Genomic DNA, 17,349 nt, shown 5'->3' on the forward strand with positions numbered 1-17,349 from the left:
TGGGATGGAGCCTTAAGGGGAAGTTTGCCATGAGCAAAACCGGCACGACAGCGACGCGTTTTCTAGCTGCAGTTTCAACAATTCCGATCCTGGCGATGTCTACCGGCGCCCTTGCGCAGGAGAACGCCGAGACCGATCAGGCTGCGCAAGACAACGGCGGCATCAACCAGATCGTCGTTTCGGCCCAGCGCCGCGAGGAAAGCCTGAACGAGGTGCCGATTTCGGTCGCCGCGTTCGGCAGCGAGCAGCTTGACGCACGCGGTATCGACAACGTGGCCGACCTGGCGCGCGTGGTGCCCGGCTTCCAGGCGGCGGAATCGGGTCTGAATACGCCGATCTACACCCTGCGCGGCATTGGCTTCAATGAAAGCAGCCTTTCGGCTACCAGCACCGTCAGCGTCTATGTGGACGAGGTCGGCCTGCCGTTCCCGGCCATGACCGTCGGCGCGGCGCTCGATCTGCAGCGGGTGGAAGTCGTGAAGGGGCCGCAGGGCACTCTATACGGCCAGAACACCACCGGCGGCGCGATCAACTACATTTCCAACCGCCCGACGGACTATCTCGAAGGCGGATTCCAGCTTGGCTATGGCCGATTCAACGCTGTCGAGGCCGAGGGGTACCTCAGCGGGCCGATCAGCTCGACCCTGAGTGCGCGCATTGCCGGGCGTGTCCAGACCGCAGAAGGTTGGCAGCAGAGCCAGCTGCGCCCCGGCGACACCGCCGGACAGATCAACCGGCAGAGCGGCCGCCTGTCGCTCGATTGGGAGCCCACTCCGACCGTTACCGCGCAGTTCACCCTGAGCGGCTGGCTTGATCGCAGCGATACGCAGGTGCCGCAGATTCGTCAGGCGGACCCGGTCTTCCCCGAAGCGATCAATCCCGACCTCGCCGCCTATCCCATCGCTCCGGAAGGTGACATTCGCGCTGCGGACTGGGACGAAGGATCGGACTTCGCCCGCGACAACTGGTTCTGGCAGGGATCGGCGCGCTTCGACGTCGACTTGAGCGATACGCTGACCCTGACCTCGATCACCGCCTACGCCGAATTCGAGGATGATTCCTTCAACGAATACGATGGCACGCCGGTAGAGGTCTTCGACTTCTCCACCTTCGGACAGATCGACTCCTTCCAGCAGGAACTGCGCCTGTCGGGCGAAGCGGGCGAGTTTGCGAACTGGGTCGTCGGCGGCAACTATTCGCGCAGCAACGTCTATGCCGAACAGACCTACAACACCGGCCAGACCAGCGCCAATCGCATCTCGGGCGTGCTATCGGCGGAAAACTTCACCGACCAGCGCCTGGAATCGATCGCCGCTTTCGCATCGGTCGATTGGTATCTTACCGACCAACTGACGCTGACCACGGGTGCCCGTTACACCGATTTCACCGTCGATTTCGAAGGGTGCAGCGGCGACACCGGCGACAATACGCTGAGCCCGATCATCCAGTTCGTCAGCGGCTTGCTGCGCGAGGGAGCCGGGCTCGATCCGCTTCCCGCCTCGCAGTTCCAGCCCGGCCTCCTTTCGAACGGCAACTGCACCACCTTCATCGACCCCGAAGGCGATCCGAACCTGCTGGCGACGCCGGGGCTGTCGGTTAACACGTTGGCGGAGGACAACATTTCGTGGCGCGTCGCGCTGGACTTCCAGCCGAACGACGACTTGCTGCTCTACGTGTCAGCCAGCCAGGGCTACAAGAACGGCAGCTTCCCGAACGTGGCGGCAACCGGCTTCCGCCAGTACGAGGCGACGACGCAGGAGAAGCTGCTTGCCTACGAAGCCGGTGTTAAGGCCACGCTCGGCTCGTCGGTCCAGGCCAATGCTGCGGTCTTCTACTACGACTATACCGACAAACAGCTGCGCGGCACATTTCTCGACGAAGTTTTCGGCCCGCTCAGCCTGCTGATCAACATTCCCAAGTCGCACGTGTTCGGCGTGGAATTCGATACCACTGTAGAGCCGACCGACGGCCTGCGTCTGACAGGTGCTGTTTCCATCCTCGACACGCGGATCGACGAATACGTCGGCCTGAATGTCGACGGGGTGGAAACCGACTACGAAGGCGGCGAACTGAGCTTTGCGCCCGCGTTCTCGCTCGACCTTGATAGCCAGTACGACTGGGACGTTTCCAGCAACCTGCAGGCCTTCGTCGGCGCGAGCTTCAGCTACCGTTCCACCGCCTCGGCCGTGTTCGGCGAAGATCCGCGTCTCGACCTGCCTTCCTACGAACTGGTCGGAGCGCGCCTGGGCGTCGGCAGCGATGCCGAAGGCTGGCGGGTCACGCTCTGGGGCGAAAATCTGACCAACAGCTATTACTTCAACAACGTCCTGCCGCAGTTCGATGCGATCAAGGCCTATGTCGGTCGCCCGCGTACCTATGGTGTTCGGGTCAGCTATGACTTCTAAGGACCTGTATGGACGACGCATGGCGGAGGTATTGGCATGGCATTGATGTTCGAACCGACAATCGCGACAGTCCCGGTCGAGGGATCGGCTGACGCGATGCCGGTGCGACGTATCTTTTGCGTGGGTCGCAATTATGCGGCCCACGCTATCGAGATGGGTCAGGATCCCAAGGCCGATCCGCCGTTCTTCTTCACCAAGCCCGCCGATGCGGTGGTGATGTCGGGCACCACGATCCCCTATCCTCCGATGACGAAGAACTTCCACTACGAGGCTGAACTGGTGGTGGCGATCGGGCAGGAGGCGACCTCCATCGATCCCGCCAGCGTCGAGGATGTGATCCTAGGTTTTGCGGCAGGGATCGATCTGACGCGGCGTGACCTGCAGTTGGAGGCTCGCGACAAGGGCCGCCCGTGGGACTTCGGCAAGGGGTTCGACGCGTCTGCCCCCATTTCGCCCATTCGGCCTAGGAGCCATTTCGACAGCGTGCCAGAGGCGGGTTCCATAGCCCTGACAGTGAACGGAGAGACGCGGCAATCGGCCGACCTTTCCGACATGATCTGGGGCGTGCGCGACATTGTCTCCATCATTTCCGGCTACGTGACGCTTCGCCCGGGAGACCTGATCTTCACGGGGACGCCGGAGAATGTCGGCCCGCTTTCGCCGGGCGACGATGTAAAATGCACAGTAGAGGGTGTCGGCTCGGTCGAGGTATCGATCGCAGCCGCCGAGAGGTAGGACGTTCATGACACGCAAGATCGCAATCATCGGAGGCTCGGGCCTTATCGGGCAGTCATGCCTCGCCTATTTCGGCGCGCAGAGCGACTGCGAGGTCGTGGCGATTTCGCGGCGCTCCCCGTTCCACCTGCACGGTGCCACCTTCGTTTCCACCGACTTGCGGGATACGGAATCGGTCGCAAACGCAGCGCAGGCACTGAAGGGCACGACCCATGTCATCTACGCCGCGCTGTACGAAGCGCCGAGCCTGGTTTCCGGCTGGTCCGACGAAGACCAGGCCCGCATCAACGACGAGATGCTGCGCAACCTGATGACCATCGGTATCGCGGATCACGATGCCCTGAAGCACGTCACCCTGATGCAGGGAACGAAGGCTTACGGCGTCCATATTCGCCCGATGACCCTGCCTGCGCGCGAGAACCGTTCCGAATACATCGACGGCCCCAATTTCTACTGGGACCAGCAAGCCTATATTTCCGACCTCGCGGAGAAGGAGGGGTGGGCCTACACGATCCTTCGCCCCCAGTTCGTGTTCGGTCACTCGCTCGGCGCGCCAATGAACATGATCCCGGCGCTTGGTGTGTACGCGGCAATCCTGCGCGAGCGGGGAGAACCGTTGTACTATCCGGGCGGACCGATGGGTATCCTGGAAGCCGTCGATGCCGATCTGATCGCACAGGCCATCGACTGGTCTCACGGCGCGGAGACCGCGAAGAACGAGATCTTCAACATTACCAACGGCGACATTTTCCTGTGGAAGAATATCTGGGATTCCCTGGCTGAGGCCCTGCACATCGAACCTGGCGGCGATAGGCCGATGGAACTGGCCGCTGAAATGCCGAAATGCTCCGACGAGTGGGACGCGATACGCTCGAAATACGATCTGGTCTCACCGCCGATTGACAAGTTCGTGGGCAGTTCGTTCCAGTATGCCGACTTCGCGCTGGGCTACGGACGCACCGAACCCTGGGCCGATTCCATCGTCTCGACAGTGAAACTGCGCAAGGCGGGTTTCTCCGGCGCCATCGATACAGAAGACATGTTCGCCAAATGGTTCGAACGGCTTCGGCAGGACCGGCTATTGCCCGAATAGATCGGGTGCTTTTGCGTCGGACATGGGTCTGGGTGCAGAACGCAGTTTATTCCGCCTGCCAACCAGAACGGTTGACCCGGCCGGTTTGGCTGGCAAGAGAACCCGAGGCACATGTCGGCAAGATCGAAATTCTTCTCCTCGGGGGAACTGCGGTTGCACTACCGCGAACACGGCTCCGAAAATGCAGAGGCTCTCGTCCTTCTGCACGGCGGGATGGACCATTGCCGAAACTGGGACTTCATCGCGCCTGTGCTGGCCCGCCGGTGGAAGGTCATCTGCCCCGACCTGCGTGGACACGGCGACAGCAATGCCGATCCATCGGGGATATACGAGATCGACCGCTATGTGCTGGACCTTGCGAGGCTTGTCGACCACGCCGGACTGTCGAAGGTGCGTCTTGTCGGGCACTCTCTAGGCGGCAACATAGCCATCAGGTACGCTTCTGCGTTCCCCGAACGGGTCGAACGGCTGGTCGCTATCGAAGGGCTGGGTCCCGCCCCTGACAAGCTGGAAGAGCGTGAAAGAGTGCCGCCCGGCAGACGGCTGCGCGAGTGGATCGACGAGAGGCAGGCGATCGAGCGGCGCGTCCCTCGCGACTACGCGAGTGTGGAAGAGGCCACGGCGCGCATGTCTGCGCAGTTTCCCTCGTTCGCACCTGAACTGGTCCGCCACCTGACCATCCACGGGTTGCGACTATCTGCGCCCGGCATGTGGCGCTGGAAATTCGACAATCGCGTGAGGGGGGAGGGGCCTTTCGAACTCGGCAAGGCTGAACGCGAGGCCCTTTGGGCGGCGATCGAGTGCCCGACATTCCTGATATACGGCGCCGAGAGCTGGGCCTCGGATCCCGCAAAAGACGGACGCGCAGCCCATTTTCGGGATGCGATGGTGGTCATGCACGAAGGGGCGGGCCACTGGGTCCACCATGACCGCTGCGAGCCTTTCCTCGCCGACCTGCTCACCCAACTGGACTAACGCCCCGCGGCGAGGGCTCTGTCAGGACTAGGACGCGCGCCAGCCTTTTATGTGGGCGCTCTGGCTTACCGGGGAGAAGGGCGCAGGCGATACGATTGCTCTCGCGCCGATCTGCTTGTGCGGCTCCGTCGTGGGCTTGTTCGTACCGCCGTTCTCCTCGCCCCAGATCACTTGCAGTTCGGCACCCATCGGAACTTGCGGACCAACAGTGGCGAGCGAGAGCGCCTTCTTCTCGTTCCAGCTGTAGCCGGTAAACAGCGACAGGCCGACCAGGCAGCCATCGGCATCCACCACCCTGTCGTAGCTTGCCGTGGCGTAGCTTGCATCCGGCAGATCGAAGAATTTGTACTGCTCGCCCTCGGGTTCGAACATGGAGCCGACGATTGTCTTCACGTCATCGGCATACCATTCCAGCGTCACCTTATTGCGCAGCTTGTCCTTGTCCTCGGCACTTTCTTTCAGCGCATCCGCGCCATGAAAATCGTGGTCGAATTCCACCAGTGGGCCGTATCCCAGCTCCCAGGGGGTGAGGTAATAGTCCTCGATCTGGTCGCCCACGAAGGAACCACCGATCGAACATGTCGCTTCGTAGCTGTCGGCATCCAGCCACTTGCGATAGTCCCTGATCTGTTCACCGCTGTAGATTGCGGGGAGCGGACCGGATAACCGGCCGCTTTCGAGGTTTGCCGAAGGCAATGCTCGGCTGCCCACGGGCGTCAGGCCGAATTCTTCGCCGGCCTGCAGGATTGTATCGCGAATGTAGTCATGGTCTTCGTACGGTCCCCAGATCTCGATCCCGGGCGAACCGATGGTGGCAAGACCCATCGATTGCACGGTTTTCGTGCCAACCTGCATGGTCGACAGTCTGAACCGCTCGATCCTGTCCGGCGAAGGCCCGCCTAACTTCTGGATCACCTTTACCGCGTGCGGCCCCACCATCCGGAACCGCCAGGAACCGTGCTGCCGTGGAACGCCGGTTATCTCGGCGTCGTATCCGAACTTCTGCGCCTGATAGGTCAGCCAGTTGGCAGCCGGAGCGCGACCGACGTAGAGAAATTCTTCGTCTGCCAGGGGGTGGACGATGCCATCTCCGATGACATGGCCATAAAGCGTGGCGGAAACATAGTGGATCGCCCGGTTCACCGTCAGTGTGCCCGGTGAATTGACCATCGTTTCGGTCAGCAGCTTGAGGGCATCGGGGCCTTCGATGCGAAGTTCCACCAACTGCTGCGAAAGGTCCAGCAGCGCGGCACCGTGGCGCATGGCCCACTGCTCGTCACGCCAGTTGGAAATTTCCGGCACGGTCGCGCCATGCGCTTTGGCACCGGTCTGGTTGTTGCGCAGCAGACCGACGATGTCGAAATCGGCCTCTGCCAGCATCTGTTCCAGATTGTCGGCCATTGTCATTCTCCTGCGTCATCGTCGAAAGGGCAGCCATGTCTACGAAACATGGGGTCGGCCAGCGGTTCTCAGACCTGCGGCAGCGGCTGCGCTGCAAATCCCCAGCCATCCAGCGACTTGCTGGTGCTGCGATCGATCAGTCGCTTGGCATCATCGATCGAAAATTCCTGCGCGCCGTTCATGCCCTTAAGTTCGTTCCACGCGATGGGTGCTGCGACAGGAGCGCCGCTGCGAGCGCGTGCCGAATAGGGGAGCACGGCAGTGCTGCCGCGTTGGTTGCGCAGCCAGTCGATAAATATCTTACCCTTGCGCTTCGCCTTGCTCATCGTCGCGGTGAAACGGTCGGGTTCGGCAATGCTCAACGCTTCGGCAAAGCGCCGGGCGAAATCCTTGTGCGCCTCCCAGTCATGGCCGGTGGAGAGCGGCACAACGACATGCACGCCCTTGCCGCCCGATAGCATGGCAAAGCTGACAAGGCCGAGATCGGACAGGCGATCGCGGATATCGCGCGCGGCCTGCTTTACGTCTCCGAAGTCCAGCCCCTCGTCGGGGTCGAGGTCGAAGATCATCCGGTCGGGCTTTTCCACGTCATCGCTGCGCGCGCCCCAGCCGTGGAACTCTATCGTGCCCATCTGCACGCATTGCAGCAATCCGCGCTCGTCTTCGATGTAGAGATAGTCCTCGGTCCCGCCGTCCTTCTCGCGGATCGGCACATGCAACACCGCGTCGCCGAAGCCGCCGCTGTCGTGCTTCTGGAAGAAACATTTCTTCGCCCGGCCCTGCGGGCAGCGTACGAGGCTGACCGGGCGGCGCGCGGCGAAGGGCAACATGATCGGCGCGATGGCATCGTAATAGTCGGCAAGCGCACCCTTGGTCTGCCCGCTGTCCGGAAAGATCACCCGGTCGCGGCTGGATATTGTCACGGCTGCCACGGGTGCCGGCGTCGCGGATGGCTGTTCGGGGGTCACCTGCTGGGCATCCTTGTCACCGCGCAATCCCAGGAAGCTGCCGTGGCGAATGTTTCCGTCGGCGGTGAATTCGGCAAAGCCGACCTCGGCCACGAGCTTTGGCGTCACCCAGGTAACCCCGCGGGCGCTGGCCTTGTCAACTTCGGCTGGCGGGGTCTTGCGCTCCAGCCGCTTCAGCTTGGCGGCGAGCTCGTCCAGGTCATCTGCCGAATAGCCCGTGCCGACGTTGCCCTTGTAGACCAGGTCGTCGCCTTCGTACTGGGCCATCAGCAGCGAGGCGAAGGGACGGCCCTTGGCGCTCGATTTCTTCCACCCGATCACGACAAATTCCTGTCGGCGGGTGCACTTCACTTTCACCCACCGCTTGGCGCGTGATCCGGAATAGCGCCCGTCCACCGTCTTGGAGATAATGCCCTCCTGTCCGGCGTCGCACATCGTGCGAAACAGCTTCTCGCCAGCGCCGATGACGTGGTTGGCGACAAATACCGGAGGCTCGGCGGCGCGCAGAAGCGCCTCTAGCCGTTCCTTGCGTTCGATGTTGGTGAGATCCGCCAGGTCCTCTCCCCCCAGTTCGAGCAGGTCGAAGGCATGGAACTGCAACGCATCCCCGCGCCCCTGACTGCCATGACCGCGCTTGAGTACGCCCTGCAGGGTGGAGAAATCCGGGTTGCCCTTGGTGTCCACCGCCACGATCTCTCCATCGATCAGGCAGCTCGGCAGCGCGAGACCGGCTATCGTTTCCACCAGCGGACCGAACTTGTCGGTCCAGTCCTTGCCGCTTCGGGTGTAGACGCGAACGTCCTCGCCCCTTGCGGCAACAAGTGCGCGGTAGCCGTCGAACTTGATCTCGTGCATCCAGCCGTTGCCGGAGGGTACATCGTCCACCAGCGTGGCGAGTTGCGGTTTGCGAAACTTCGGCAGCGGCGCATCCTTGCGGGCGCGCGACTTCGCTTTCTTGCGGGTGTGGGAACCGGCCTTTTCCATCTGCTCGAGGAAGGCATCGTCGTCCTTTCCCTCAAGCGAGAACTCGCCCTGCTTGTCGGCAGCGATTTCCGCCATGGAGCGGCCTGTCGCCACGCTGGTCAGCGCACGCTCAACCAATACGTCTCCGTCCTGCGCGTGGTCGTCCTGCAACTTGCGCAGCAGCCAGTTCTCCCGCTTTTCTCCCGGCTTTTTCTTCAGCCTTATCAACAGCCACTCGCCCTTCATGCGCTCGCCGTGAAGGCAGAAATGCAGGTGGCCCTTGTCGATATCGCTGGCGCTCTTGCCCTTGATCGGCTCCCACGTTCCGCGATCCCACAGCATCACCGTGCCGCCACCATATTCGCCTTTCGGGATGGTGCCTTCAAAAGTGTTGTAGGACAGCGGATGATCCTCGGTCCGCACGGCCAGCCGTTTCACATCCGGGTCGGGGGAGGGGCCCTTGGTGACGGCCCAACTTTTCATCACCCCGTCCATCTCCAGCCGCAGGTCCCAGTGCAGGCGGGTGGCGTCGTGCTTCTGCACGATAAAGGCGTTACCGCTCTCGCTGCTTTCCTGCTTGCCGGAGGGTTCGGGCGTGGCCCCGAAATCGCGCTTGGCATTGTATTCGGCCAGGGGATCGGCGGACTTTGTCTTGCGCGCCATATCAGGCCGATTTCTTGCGCTTCGAAGGTGACTTGCCCCCCTTGCCGTCGACCGATTTCTTCAGGGCTGCCATCAGGTCGATAACGTTGGAACCGCCGCTTTCGGGCTCGTCCACATCCTCGATGATCTTCTTGCCGCCTTTCGCCTTGCGCTTTTTCTCGATCAGGCCGCGCAGGGCATCGGCATAGCGGTCCTCGAACTCGCTGGCGTCGAAAGGCGCGCTTTTCTGTTCGATCAACGTTGTGGCGAGGTCGAGCAGTTCCTTCTTTGGTTTCGTTTCCTCGATATCGTCGAAGAATGACTGGCCTTCGCGCACCTCGTCGCCATAGCGCAGGGTTTCCAGCAACAGGCCCTTGCCGCAGGGTTTGATCGCGACCAGCTTCTCGCTGCCGCGCATGGCCAATTGGCCAAGAGCCACCTTCTTCGCCTTTCGCAGCGCCTCGCGCAGCACGATGAAGGCTTCCTCAGCCAGCTCGTCCTTGGGCGCGACGTAATAGGGTTTCTCGAAGTAGAGCGGGTCGATCTCGTGCGCGTCCACGAACTGCACCAGTTCCAGCGTGCGCTTGCTCTCCAGCTTGACCGCGTCGATCTCCTCGTCATCGAGCAGCACGTATTCGCCCTTGGAAATCTCGTAGCCCTTGATGATCTCGTCCCGGTCGACCGGGCCAAGGCCGGGCACGACCTTTTCATAGGAAATGCGCTTGCCGCTGGGTTCGTGAATCTGGTTGAAGCTGATCTTCGCGGAGGACTTGGTGGCGGTGTAGATCTCGACCGGGATTGACACCAGCGCGAGCCTGATCTGACCTTGCCAATATGCGCGTGCTGCCATGGCGGACTCCTTTCGTCGCTGGAGTCAGCGTTTGGCGGGCGCAATGGTTTCACAGGCAGCGCTTCGCGCTGTCCGAAGCCGGGTCGCTAGGTGAGCGCAATCACCGTCTTGCCGAAACTTTCCGGCCCGCGGGCAAAGGCGTAGGCTTGGTCTGCTTCCTCGAATGCAAAGGTCTTGCCGACGGGAAAGGTCAGGTGGTGGCGGTCGACAAAGGTGTTGAGGTCGCTGGCCATGCGCGAAGAGCCCACGAATATGCCGCGAATGGAGGAGCCGGTGAACATCAGCCCGCGCGGCTGCGGGGGTGGGCCGTCGGCCAGCACGCCGATCAGCGCGATCTCCGCCAGCGGCGCGCAGGCTTTCATGCTCTGCTCCAGCGTGCCGGATCCGCCCACTTCCACGATCTTGTTCGCGCCGCCGAAATTGTCGCGCACGTGTTCGCCCCAGTCGGGCACCGCCTTGTAGTTGATGGTGTGATCGGCCCCCAGCGCCTTCACCTGTTCCAGTTTCTCGTCCGAAGAACTGGTGGCGATCACTTCCGCGCCCGCTGCCTTGGCCAGCTTGAGCGCGATCAGCGAAACACCCCCGGTGCCCAGCACCAGTACCTTGTCCCCTGCCTTGAGCGGGTGGCCGCCCTCGAACAGGGCGTTCCATGCGGTGACGCCGGCACAGGGCAGGCAGGCGGCCTGCTGCACGTCCAGACTGCGGGCAATGGGAACGACGCCGTGCTCGTCCAGCACGACTTTCTCCGCCAGCATACCCGGCGCCTTGCCATCGCCCAGCGCGGGGACCAGCTTTGGCGGACCGTTATGCCAGCCCTGGAAGAACGTGGATTGCACCTCGTCCCCCACGCGCACTGATTTGACGCCTTCCCCCAGCGCCACGACCTTGCCCGCGCCGTCGGACAGGGGGATCGAGGGCTGCGTGATCGCGCCGCCCAGGTACCTGCCCGATGCCACCATGAAATCGCGGTAGTTCAATGACCATGCGGCAGGCGCGATCAGAATCTGTCCGGGGCCTGGTTCGGGATCCGGAAGCTCCTTCATATAGAGCTTGTCGAAACCGTCGGCACCTTCCGGCAGCAACCATGCACGCATATCACATTCTCCCCTGACCGGCTTCCTGCTCACGGGATCGCCGCGCGTCAACCGCCCTGTTGGCAAGGCGGGCCTGCTTCTTCGCCGCAGCGCGAATACGCCGGGCACCCGCTGCTTCGGCACTACGGCACTCTGAAGGGGTTTGCAGCGCCGTGAGCCCTGCTATCCTTTGCGGGCGACGGGAACAGTGAAGAGGAAAGCCTTTATGTGCACGCAAGACCAGGTCACCAGAATGGGTCCGATCAGCCGCCGCCAGTTCGGCGCGATGGCAGGGGCAGGGGCGGTCGCCGCCTGCGCACCGATGGAAGGCGGCACAGGGGCGGGCGGCACACTGGTGGAGAACACCGTCACTTTCGCCGCGCCCGGTGGCACCTTCGACGGCGTGTTCATCCATCCGGCCAGCGGATCGCATCCCGCGGTGATCCTGTGGCCCGACATTGCAGGGCTGCGTCCGGCCAAGGTGCAGATGGGCCGGCGACTTGCCGAGAGAGGCTATGCCGTCCTTGTCGCCAATCCGTATTATCGCAGCGTTTCCGGCCAGCAGTTCGAGGATTTCGACGACTGGCGCAACAACGACGGCTGGAACAAGGTCACGCCATGGCGGGAGAAGAACACCCCCGCAGCCGTGCAGGAAACCGCGCGCGCCGTGGTCGCCTGGCTGGACGCACAGGAGGCGGTCGATTCGACCCGCGGCATCGGCAACCAGGGTTATTGCATGACCGGCAGCTGGACGATCTACACCGCGGCCGCCGTACCGGGACGGGTGAAGGCGGCGGGCAGTTTCCACGGCGGCGGACTGACGGGGGACGGCGCGATGGCGCCGGTGAACCTGCTGGACGACATGGCTGCAGATGCGCAGGCGCTGATAGCTATTGCCCGCGACGACGATGCCGAGAATCCCGATGCGAAGACACAGCTCCGCGCGGCTGCCATGCAGGCTGCTGCCGAGATAGAGGTGGAAGTCTACGATGGCGACCACGGCTGGACCGTGCTCGACAGTCCCGCCTACGCCCAGGCAGAGGCCGAGCGGGCCTGGGGCGAGCTGCTGGAAATGTATTCCGAAACCCTGTGATGGCCGCCACCCGATCGGCGGGGGAAGGGCAGGCAGTCCTGCCCCTATTCCCCTCCGAATTCCGGCGTAGCGCGAATTTTCTTCAGCTTGGCGGAAAGCGTTTCGGGCGGATCGGTCATCTCGAGCCCGCCCAGCTGTTCGTGCCAGGCGACGGTCTGGTCGCTCATCGCGGCAGAGGTCCCCATGGCGCGCAACATTTCCGCAGCCTCGATCATTTCCGCAGCGCGACGTCCGCCGTGCTTCAGCATGCGGTTGAGATTGTAGTCGGCGCGCTCGGCCCATTCTACCGGCTTTTCGCTGGCGTCGAGCGAGGCAAGAACCTCGTCGAGAACGCCGGCCTGGCTGGAGGCGAGCACCATCTCGGCGGTGAGGGCCTCGATACCCTTCACCATGATGGAACGGCACAGTTTGATGGCGCTGGCACGGCCTACGGTGCTGCCCACCGATCGCACGTCGGTAAAGCCGAGCGCGGTCAGTGTTTCGACCGCTTCATCGGCCTTGTTACCCGATACCAGCATCGGCACCGACAACCCCTCGTCCACAGGGGCCATGATGGCCACGTCGACGAAGCGGACATTCACCGCCTCGACTGCCTCGGCGGCCATGGCCTTGGTCTGCGGAGCGACCGAGTTCATGTCCAGCCACATCGCTTCCTGCGGCAGGTAGGGCGCATATTCGCGGGCCGCATCCAGCGCCTGGTCGGCAGTGACGAGCGAGAGGATCACATCGGCGGTGGCCAGCACCTCTCCGCAGTCCTCTCCCAGCGCCACGCCCAGTCCGGGCATTATCGCGCGCCGCTCGGCCAGGATGTCCCAGCCTTTCACGCCTTGCCATTGCACGTTGCGCGCAAAGGTTTCTCCGACTTCTCCGAAGCCGATCAGTGCCACATTTGGCAGTTTCCTATCCGAATCTTTCGCTGACATCGCTTTCGACGCGGCCTCCTGAAAATGTGAATGTTGCATTCGAGTTTGCAGCGCGCGGTCGCGCTGTCCGTCGACAGGCGAGTTACGGGTTCACACGGTTTTGACAACCGTCTGGATAGAGAAATGTTCATCCAGCCCGCAAAGATCTCTCCCGCGAGCGCCCTGCGGGTCGCCCTTTGCAATGCGGGATGCTGCCGGTCTGTTCCTGCTTGGCGCCTGCCGCGAAGCCGAACGAAGATTTGTCGCGCAAGCACTTGGTCGCGAAACCGAACCGGCTATAGTGTCCCGCAGAAAGGCTGGCGAACTCCAACGACCGGCCATGATGGAGAGATTGATGACCGATAACGGGCGCCGCCTAGACAGGGCGCTGTGCGACTGGTTCGCAGACGACGAAATCCTCGACACGACCATCGGGGGCCTGTTGCGCGACCAGGCGGCAGCCATTCCCGGGCAGGACGCGTTGCTGGAAGGCCTGCCGGACGGCACGGTTGGCCGCCGCTGGACCTACGCCCAATTGCTGGCCGATGCCGAACGGATGGCCAAGGGCTTCGCCGCCCGCTTCCAGCCGGGCGAACGCGTGGCGGTCTGGGCCCCCAATGTCCCCGAATGGGTGCTGGTCGAATATGCGGCCGCCTTGGCCGGCCTGACCGTAGTGACGGTGAACCCCGCTTACCAGAAGCGCGAGCTTGCCTATGTGCTGGGCCAGAGCACCTCGGCGGCATTGTTCCTGATCAGCGAATTTCGCGGCAACCCGATGGCCAAAATCGCCGCCGAAGTGGCTGAGGACCTGCCCGCCCTGCGCGAAATTATCGACATGCAGGACGTGGCCGCACTGTTCACCGATCCTTCCGGTACGCTGCCCGAAGTGGGCACGAGCGATGCAGCGCAAATCCAGTATACCAGCGGTACCACGGGCTTCCCCAAGGGGGTGGTCCTGTCTCACCGCAACCTCACGAACAACGCGCGCCTGTTCGTCGAGGTGGGCGATTTGCCCAAGGGTCTCGGGGCACTGGGGCTGACGCCGCTGTTCCACACCATGGGCTGCTCGATGGGTGTGCTGGGCGCGCTGCAATCGGGCGGTGCCTATTGCCCGCTACTCGCCTTCGATCCAGGTGCGGCGCTGGACCTGGTCGAGGCGGAAAAGCTCAGCTGGACGATCTGCGTGCCCACCATGGCGGTGGCAATGGTGGCTGCACAAAAGCAAAAGAAGCGCGACCTGTCCTCGCTCCAGCGCATCGGCATGGGCGGGGCAATGGTCGCCCCCGAACTTGCCCGCAACGTGCGCGACGTGCTGGGGGCCGATACGCTTGTCGCCTATGGCCAGACCGAGAGCAGCCCGCTCATCACCACCGGCAGGCCGGGTGACGATTTCGACAAGGTCATCACCACCATCGGCCAGCCTGCGCTGGGCTGCGAGGTGGGCATCTTCAATCCCGATACGAACGAGGTTGTCGGCTGCGACGAGGTCGGGGAAATTCGGTGCCGTTCCGCATCCACCATGCTCGGCTACAACGACGATCCCGAGGCCACTGCCGCCGCTATCGATGGCGAAGGCTGGCTGCATACCGGCGATCTCGGCACGATGGACGATCAGGGTTATGTGAAGATAACCGGCCGGGTGAAGGAAATGATCATTCGCGGCGGGGAAAACCTGTTCCCGGCGGAGATCGAAAACGTGCTTCTGGAACACCCCGATGTGGCCGAATGCGCCGTTGTTGGTGTGCCGGACGATGTCCTGGGGGAAGCCGTTGCGGCGTTCGTGCGGATGGAAGGCGACAAAACCATGGATGCCGATGCCCTGCGCGCCCATTGCCGCTCGCTCATCAGTCCGCAGAAGTGCCCTGCGCACTGGACGCAGGTTTCCGAATGGCCGCTGACCGGATCGGGCAAGATACGCAAGTTCAAGCTGCGCGATGAATGGGTGGCCGCGAACGGGTAGGCTTTCTCGCTGCCGCCCGTGCAAAGCGGAATTGCTCTGGCCAGCGCCGCGTTTTGCAGCGCTGGTTAGAGCAATCGCGGGAGCCGCTGGGACGGTGCGTCACTGAGCGCGGAATGGTGCGGATGAATTCCGCAACCAGCCGCCGGGTTTCAGCTTACAGGATGCTCTGGCCCGTGGTTTCCCAGTCCTTCAGGAAGCCTTCGATGCCCTTGTCCGTAAGCACATGCTTGAACAGGGCCATGATGACCTTGGGCGGGGCGGTCATCACGTCCGCACCGATTCGCGCGCTTTCCAGCACGTGGACCACGTGACGCACGCTGGCGACGAGGATCTGGGTGCCGAAATCGTAATTGTCGTAGATCAGACGGATATCGGCGATCAGGTCCATGCCGTCGGTACCGTTATCGTCGTGCCGTCCGACGAACGGCGAGACGAAAGTCGCGCCGGCCTTCGCTGCCAGCAGGGCCTGGTTGGCGGAGAAGCACAGGGTCACGTTGACCATGGTGCCATCGTCGGTCAGCGCCTTGCACGTTTTCAGCCCATCGACCGTCAGCGGAACCTTGATACACACATTGTCCGCGATCTTGCGCAGGACTTCGGCCTCTTTCATCATCGTTTCGTGATCGAGTGCGACAACCTCGGCGCTGACCGGCCCATCGGTGATCCCGCAAATCTCCCTGGTGACTTCCATGAAGTCCCGGCCCGACTTGGCAATGAGCGAGGGGTTGGTGGTGACCCCGTCCAGCAGGCCGGTGGCGGCAAGCTCACGGATGTCGTCGAGATCGGCGGTGTCAGCGAAGAATTTCATGGTCGAAGTATTCCAGTGCGGTGTGGCGAATCGGTGTGGGCACCATAGGCACGGCGACGCCGGTCACGCCACCTGAGCGGACAAGATTTCCTCGGTCGCCCGCCGGCGGCGGCGATCAGTCTGCGGAGTTCTTTGCGGTAAACCGGCCATGCTTGCGATAGCGCACCATCCACCGGTCGAGGAACAGCGACAGCGGCTTGGCGCTGATACCCAGCTTGGCAAGGCCGGGCGTGCCCTTGCTGGCAACGCTTCCCTCCTGCAGCATCGCCAGCTGGTCCGCATTGATCGGGGTCAGCGGCACCGCGGCGAACATCTTTGCCAGAGAAGAAGGCATGGAGAAGAACGTGCGGTCACGTCCCTGGCCGTCGGCGATCATCTCGTGAATTTGCATCATGGAAAGCTTTTCGGGACCTGCGGCCTCGTACGTCTTGCCGCCATGGGTGCCGGGGTCTTCCAGCGCTGCGGCAACCGCGGCCGCCACGTCATCGACCCAGACGACCTGGAATTCGCTGTCCGCACCGAACACCGGCATGACCGGCATCATCGCCACGAGGTCGGCGAACATCGGCACCAGGCCATCCTCTTCGCCGAAGACGACCGATGGGCGGATGACGGTCGCTTTCGGGAAAGCCTCCAGCACCTGGCGCTCGCCGTCGCCCTTGGTCCGGTAATACCCGGTCTCCGCTTGCGGGTCGGCGCCGATGGCAGAAATGTACACGAAGCTCTTCGCACCGGTTTCGGCTGCGAAGCGGGCGGCATCGCCGGCGCTATCTGCCTGCAGGGTCTGCTGGTTGCCTTCGAAAGTGCCGATCAGATAGACAACCGCGTCCGAACCCCTGACGCATGCCTCGATGCTATGCGCGTCCATCGCGTTGCAGCGGGCGAACTGCAACTGGCCAAGGTTGGCGAGCGGTTTCAGCTTGAACGCCTTTTCGGGTTCCCGCGCGGCAATACGCACCCGCGCGCCGCGTTCCAGCAGGTCTTGTGCAACATGGCTGCCGATGAACCCGTTGCCGCCGATAAGGGTGACGAGCTTGCCGTCAAGCGAAGAGGTGCGTGCCATGGTGCGGTGCGTTTCCTTTGCGCAAGGAGGGTGAATCCGAAACTGGCAGCCCCTTAGCCGGAAAGCGGCGATCCCTTCAATGGCCTGCAACAGCGAGCCCGGCGCTGTAAAGACCACGAAGATCGGTTTTTTCAGCCGATGCGCAACGACTCGTTGACACTATCCCCGCCGTGTCCTAGTGGCGCGCCCCTACCTTGCAGGCGGACACAGACGACCGGCCTGCTCCGGTGCCCAGATGGCGGAATTGGTAGACGCACCGTCTTCAGGTGGCGGCGCTCGCAAGGGCGTGGAGGTTCGAGTCCTCTTCTGGGCACCATTTGTTCTCATCAGAACGTTCCAAAACATTGCAGAAATGGCGGAATTCTGCCATTCTTGACCTCAAGCGCAGAAAGCGAGGTCTTGTTTTGTTCCGCTTTGT

At 62.7% G+C, this 17,349-nt stretch carries 13 protein-coding genes and 1 tRNA gene; 7 read left to right on the forward strand and 7 right to left on the reverse strand.

Going from position 1 to position 17,349, the window contains the following annotated elements; genetic code table 11:
- Nucleotides 1-95: 95 nt before the first annotated feature.
- From D2V07_RS09040 to D2V07_RS09055, 4 genes are all read left to right on the forward strand, one after another.
- Nucleotides 96-2,405 (forward strand): TonB-dependent receptor, encoded by a 2,310-nt coding sequence (locus D2V07_RS09040; protein ID WP_158586790.1) that lies wholly within the window; start codon nt 96-98, stop codon nt 2,403-2,405.
- A gap of 45 nt (nt 2,406-2,450) precedes the next feature.
- Complete coding sequence (locus tag D2V07_RS09045) at nt 2,451-3,140, forward strand: fumarylacetoacetate hydrolase family protein (protein WP_325049008.1); 690 nt, start codon at nt 2,451-2,453, stop codon at nt 3,138-3,140.
- A gap of 7 nt (nt 3,141-3,147) precedes the next feature.
- Nucleotides 3,148-4,233, forward strand: coding sequence for an NAD-dependent epimerase/dehydratase family protein (locus tag D2V07_RS09050; protein WP_119586637.1), 1,086 nt, complete (start codon nt 3,148-3,150; stop codon nt 4,231-4,233).
- Nucleotides 4,234-4,344: 111 nt separating this feature from the next.
- Nucleotides 4,345-5,208: an alpha/beta fold hydrolase gene (locus D2V07_RS09055; RefSeq protein ID WP_119586638.1), complete on the forward strand. Its 864-nt coding sequence runs from the start codon at nt 4,345-4,347 to the stop codon at nt 5,206-5,208.
- 27 nt (nt 5,209-5,235) lie between these two features.
- On the opposite strand, the gene D2V07_RS09060 is transcribed toward D2V07_RS09055, so the two are convergent.
- The 4 genes from D2V07_RS09060 to D2V07_RS09075 all read right to left on the reverse strand — a co-directional run bounded on the left by D2V07_RS09060 (nt 5,236) and on the right by D2V07_RS09075 (nt 11,126).
- Nucleotides 5,236-6,609 carry an aminomethyl transferase family protein gene (locus D2V07_RS09060; RefSeq protein WP_233548318.1) on the reverse strand — a complete coding sequence of 458 codons (1,374 nt, stop codon included), beginning with the start codon at nt 6,607-6,609 and terminating at the stop codon, nt 5,236-5,238.
- 68 nt (nt 6,610-6,677) lie between these two features.
- Complete coding sequence (gene ligD, locus D2V07_RS09065) at nt 6,678-9,203, reverse strand: DNA ligase D (protein WP_119586640.1); 2,526 nt, start codon at nt 9,201-9,203, stop codon at nt 6,678-6,680.
- Nucleotide 9,204: 1 nt separating this feature from the next.
- Nucleotides 9,205-10,032: a non-homologous end joining protein Ku gene (ku, locus tag D2V07_RS09070; protein WP_119586641.1), complete on the reverse strand. Its 828-nt coding sequence runs from the start codon at nt 10,030-10,032 to the stop codon at nt 9,205-9,207.
- Between the two features lie 86 nt (nt 10,033-10,118).
- A complete protein-coding gene (locus D2V07_RS09075) occupies nt 10,119-11,126 on the reverse strand; it encodes a zinc-dependent alcohol dehydrogenase family protein (RefSeq protein WP_119586642.1) in 1,008 nt (335 codons plus the stop codon).
- Between the two features lie 205 nt (nt 11,127-11,331).
- On the opposite strand from D2V07_RS09075, the gene D2V07_RS09080 reads away from it, so the two are divergent.
- A complete protein-coding gene (locus D2V07_RS09080) occupies nt 11,332-12,198 on the forward strand; it encodes a dienelactone hydrolase family protein (RefSeq protein ID WP_119586643.1) in 867 nt (288 codons plus the stop codon).
- Between the two features lie 44 nt (nt 12,199-12,242).
- Here the strand turns inward: D2V07_RS09080 and D2V07_RS09085 are convergent, their stop codons facing one another.
- On the reverse strand, nt 12,243-13,085 hold the full coding sequence (locus D2V07_RS09085) for an NAD(P)-dependent oxidoreductase (RefSeq protein WP_325049009.1): 843 nt from the start codon (nt 13,083-13,085) through the stop codon (nt 12,243-12,245).
- 370 nt (nt 13,086-13,455) lie between these two features.
- On the opposite strand from D2V07_RS09085, the gene D2V07_RS09090 reads away from it, so the two are divergent.
- Nucleotides 13,456-15,060 carry an AMP-binding protein gene (locus D2V07_RS09090; RefSeq protein ID WP_119586757.1) on the forward strand — a complete coding sequence of 535 codons (1,605 nt, stop codon included), beginning with the start codon at nt 13,456-13,458 and terminating at the stop codon, nt 15,058-15,060.
- Nucleotides 15,061-15,214: 154 nt separating this feature from the next.
- Here the strand turns inward: D2V07_RS09090 and fsa are convergent, their stop codons facing one another.
- Together fsa and D2V07_RS09100 are read right to left on the reverse strand one after the other, a co-directional pair.
- Nucleotides 15,215-15,868, reverse strand: a complete 654-nt coding sequence (gene fsa, locus D2V07_RS09095) for a fructose-6-phosphate aldolase (protein ID WP_119586645.1) — start codon at nt 15,866-15,868, stop codon at nt 15,215-15,217.
- Between the two features lie 115 nt (nt 15,869-15,983).
- The gene (locus D2V07_RS09100; RefSeq protein ID WP_119586646.1) at nt 15,984-16,931 is read right to left on the reverse strand and encodes a complex I NDUFA9 subunit family protein; all 948 of its coding nucleotides are present in this window, start codon (nt 16,929-16,931) and stop codon (nt 15,984-15,986) included.
- 229 nt (nt 16,932-17,160) lie between these two features.
- On the opposite strand from D2V07_RS09100, the gene D2V07_RS09105 reads away from it, so the two are divergent.
- A tRNA-Leu gene (locus tag D2V07_RS09105) sits at nt 17,161-17,247 on the forward strand.
- Nucleotides 17,248-17,349 lie beyond the last annotated feature (102 nt).

This window comes from Aurantiacibacter zhengii (assembly GCF_003584125.1).
Taxonomy (GTDB): Bacteria; Pseudomonadota; Alphaproteobacteria; order Sphingomonadales; family Sphingomonadaceae; genus Alteraurantiacibacter; species Alteraurantiacibacter zhengii.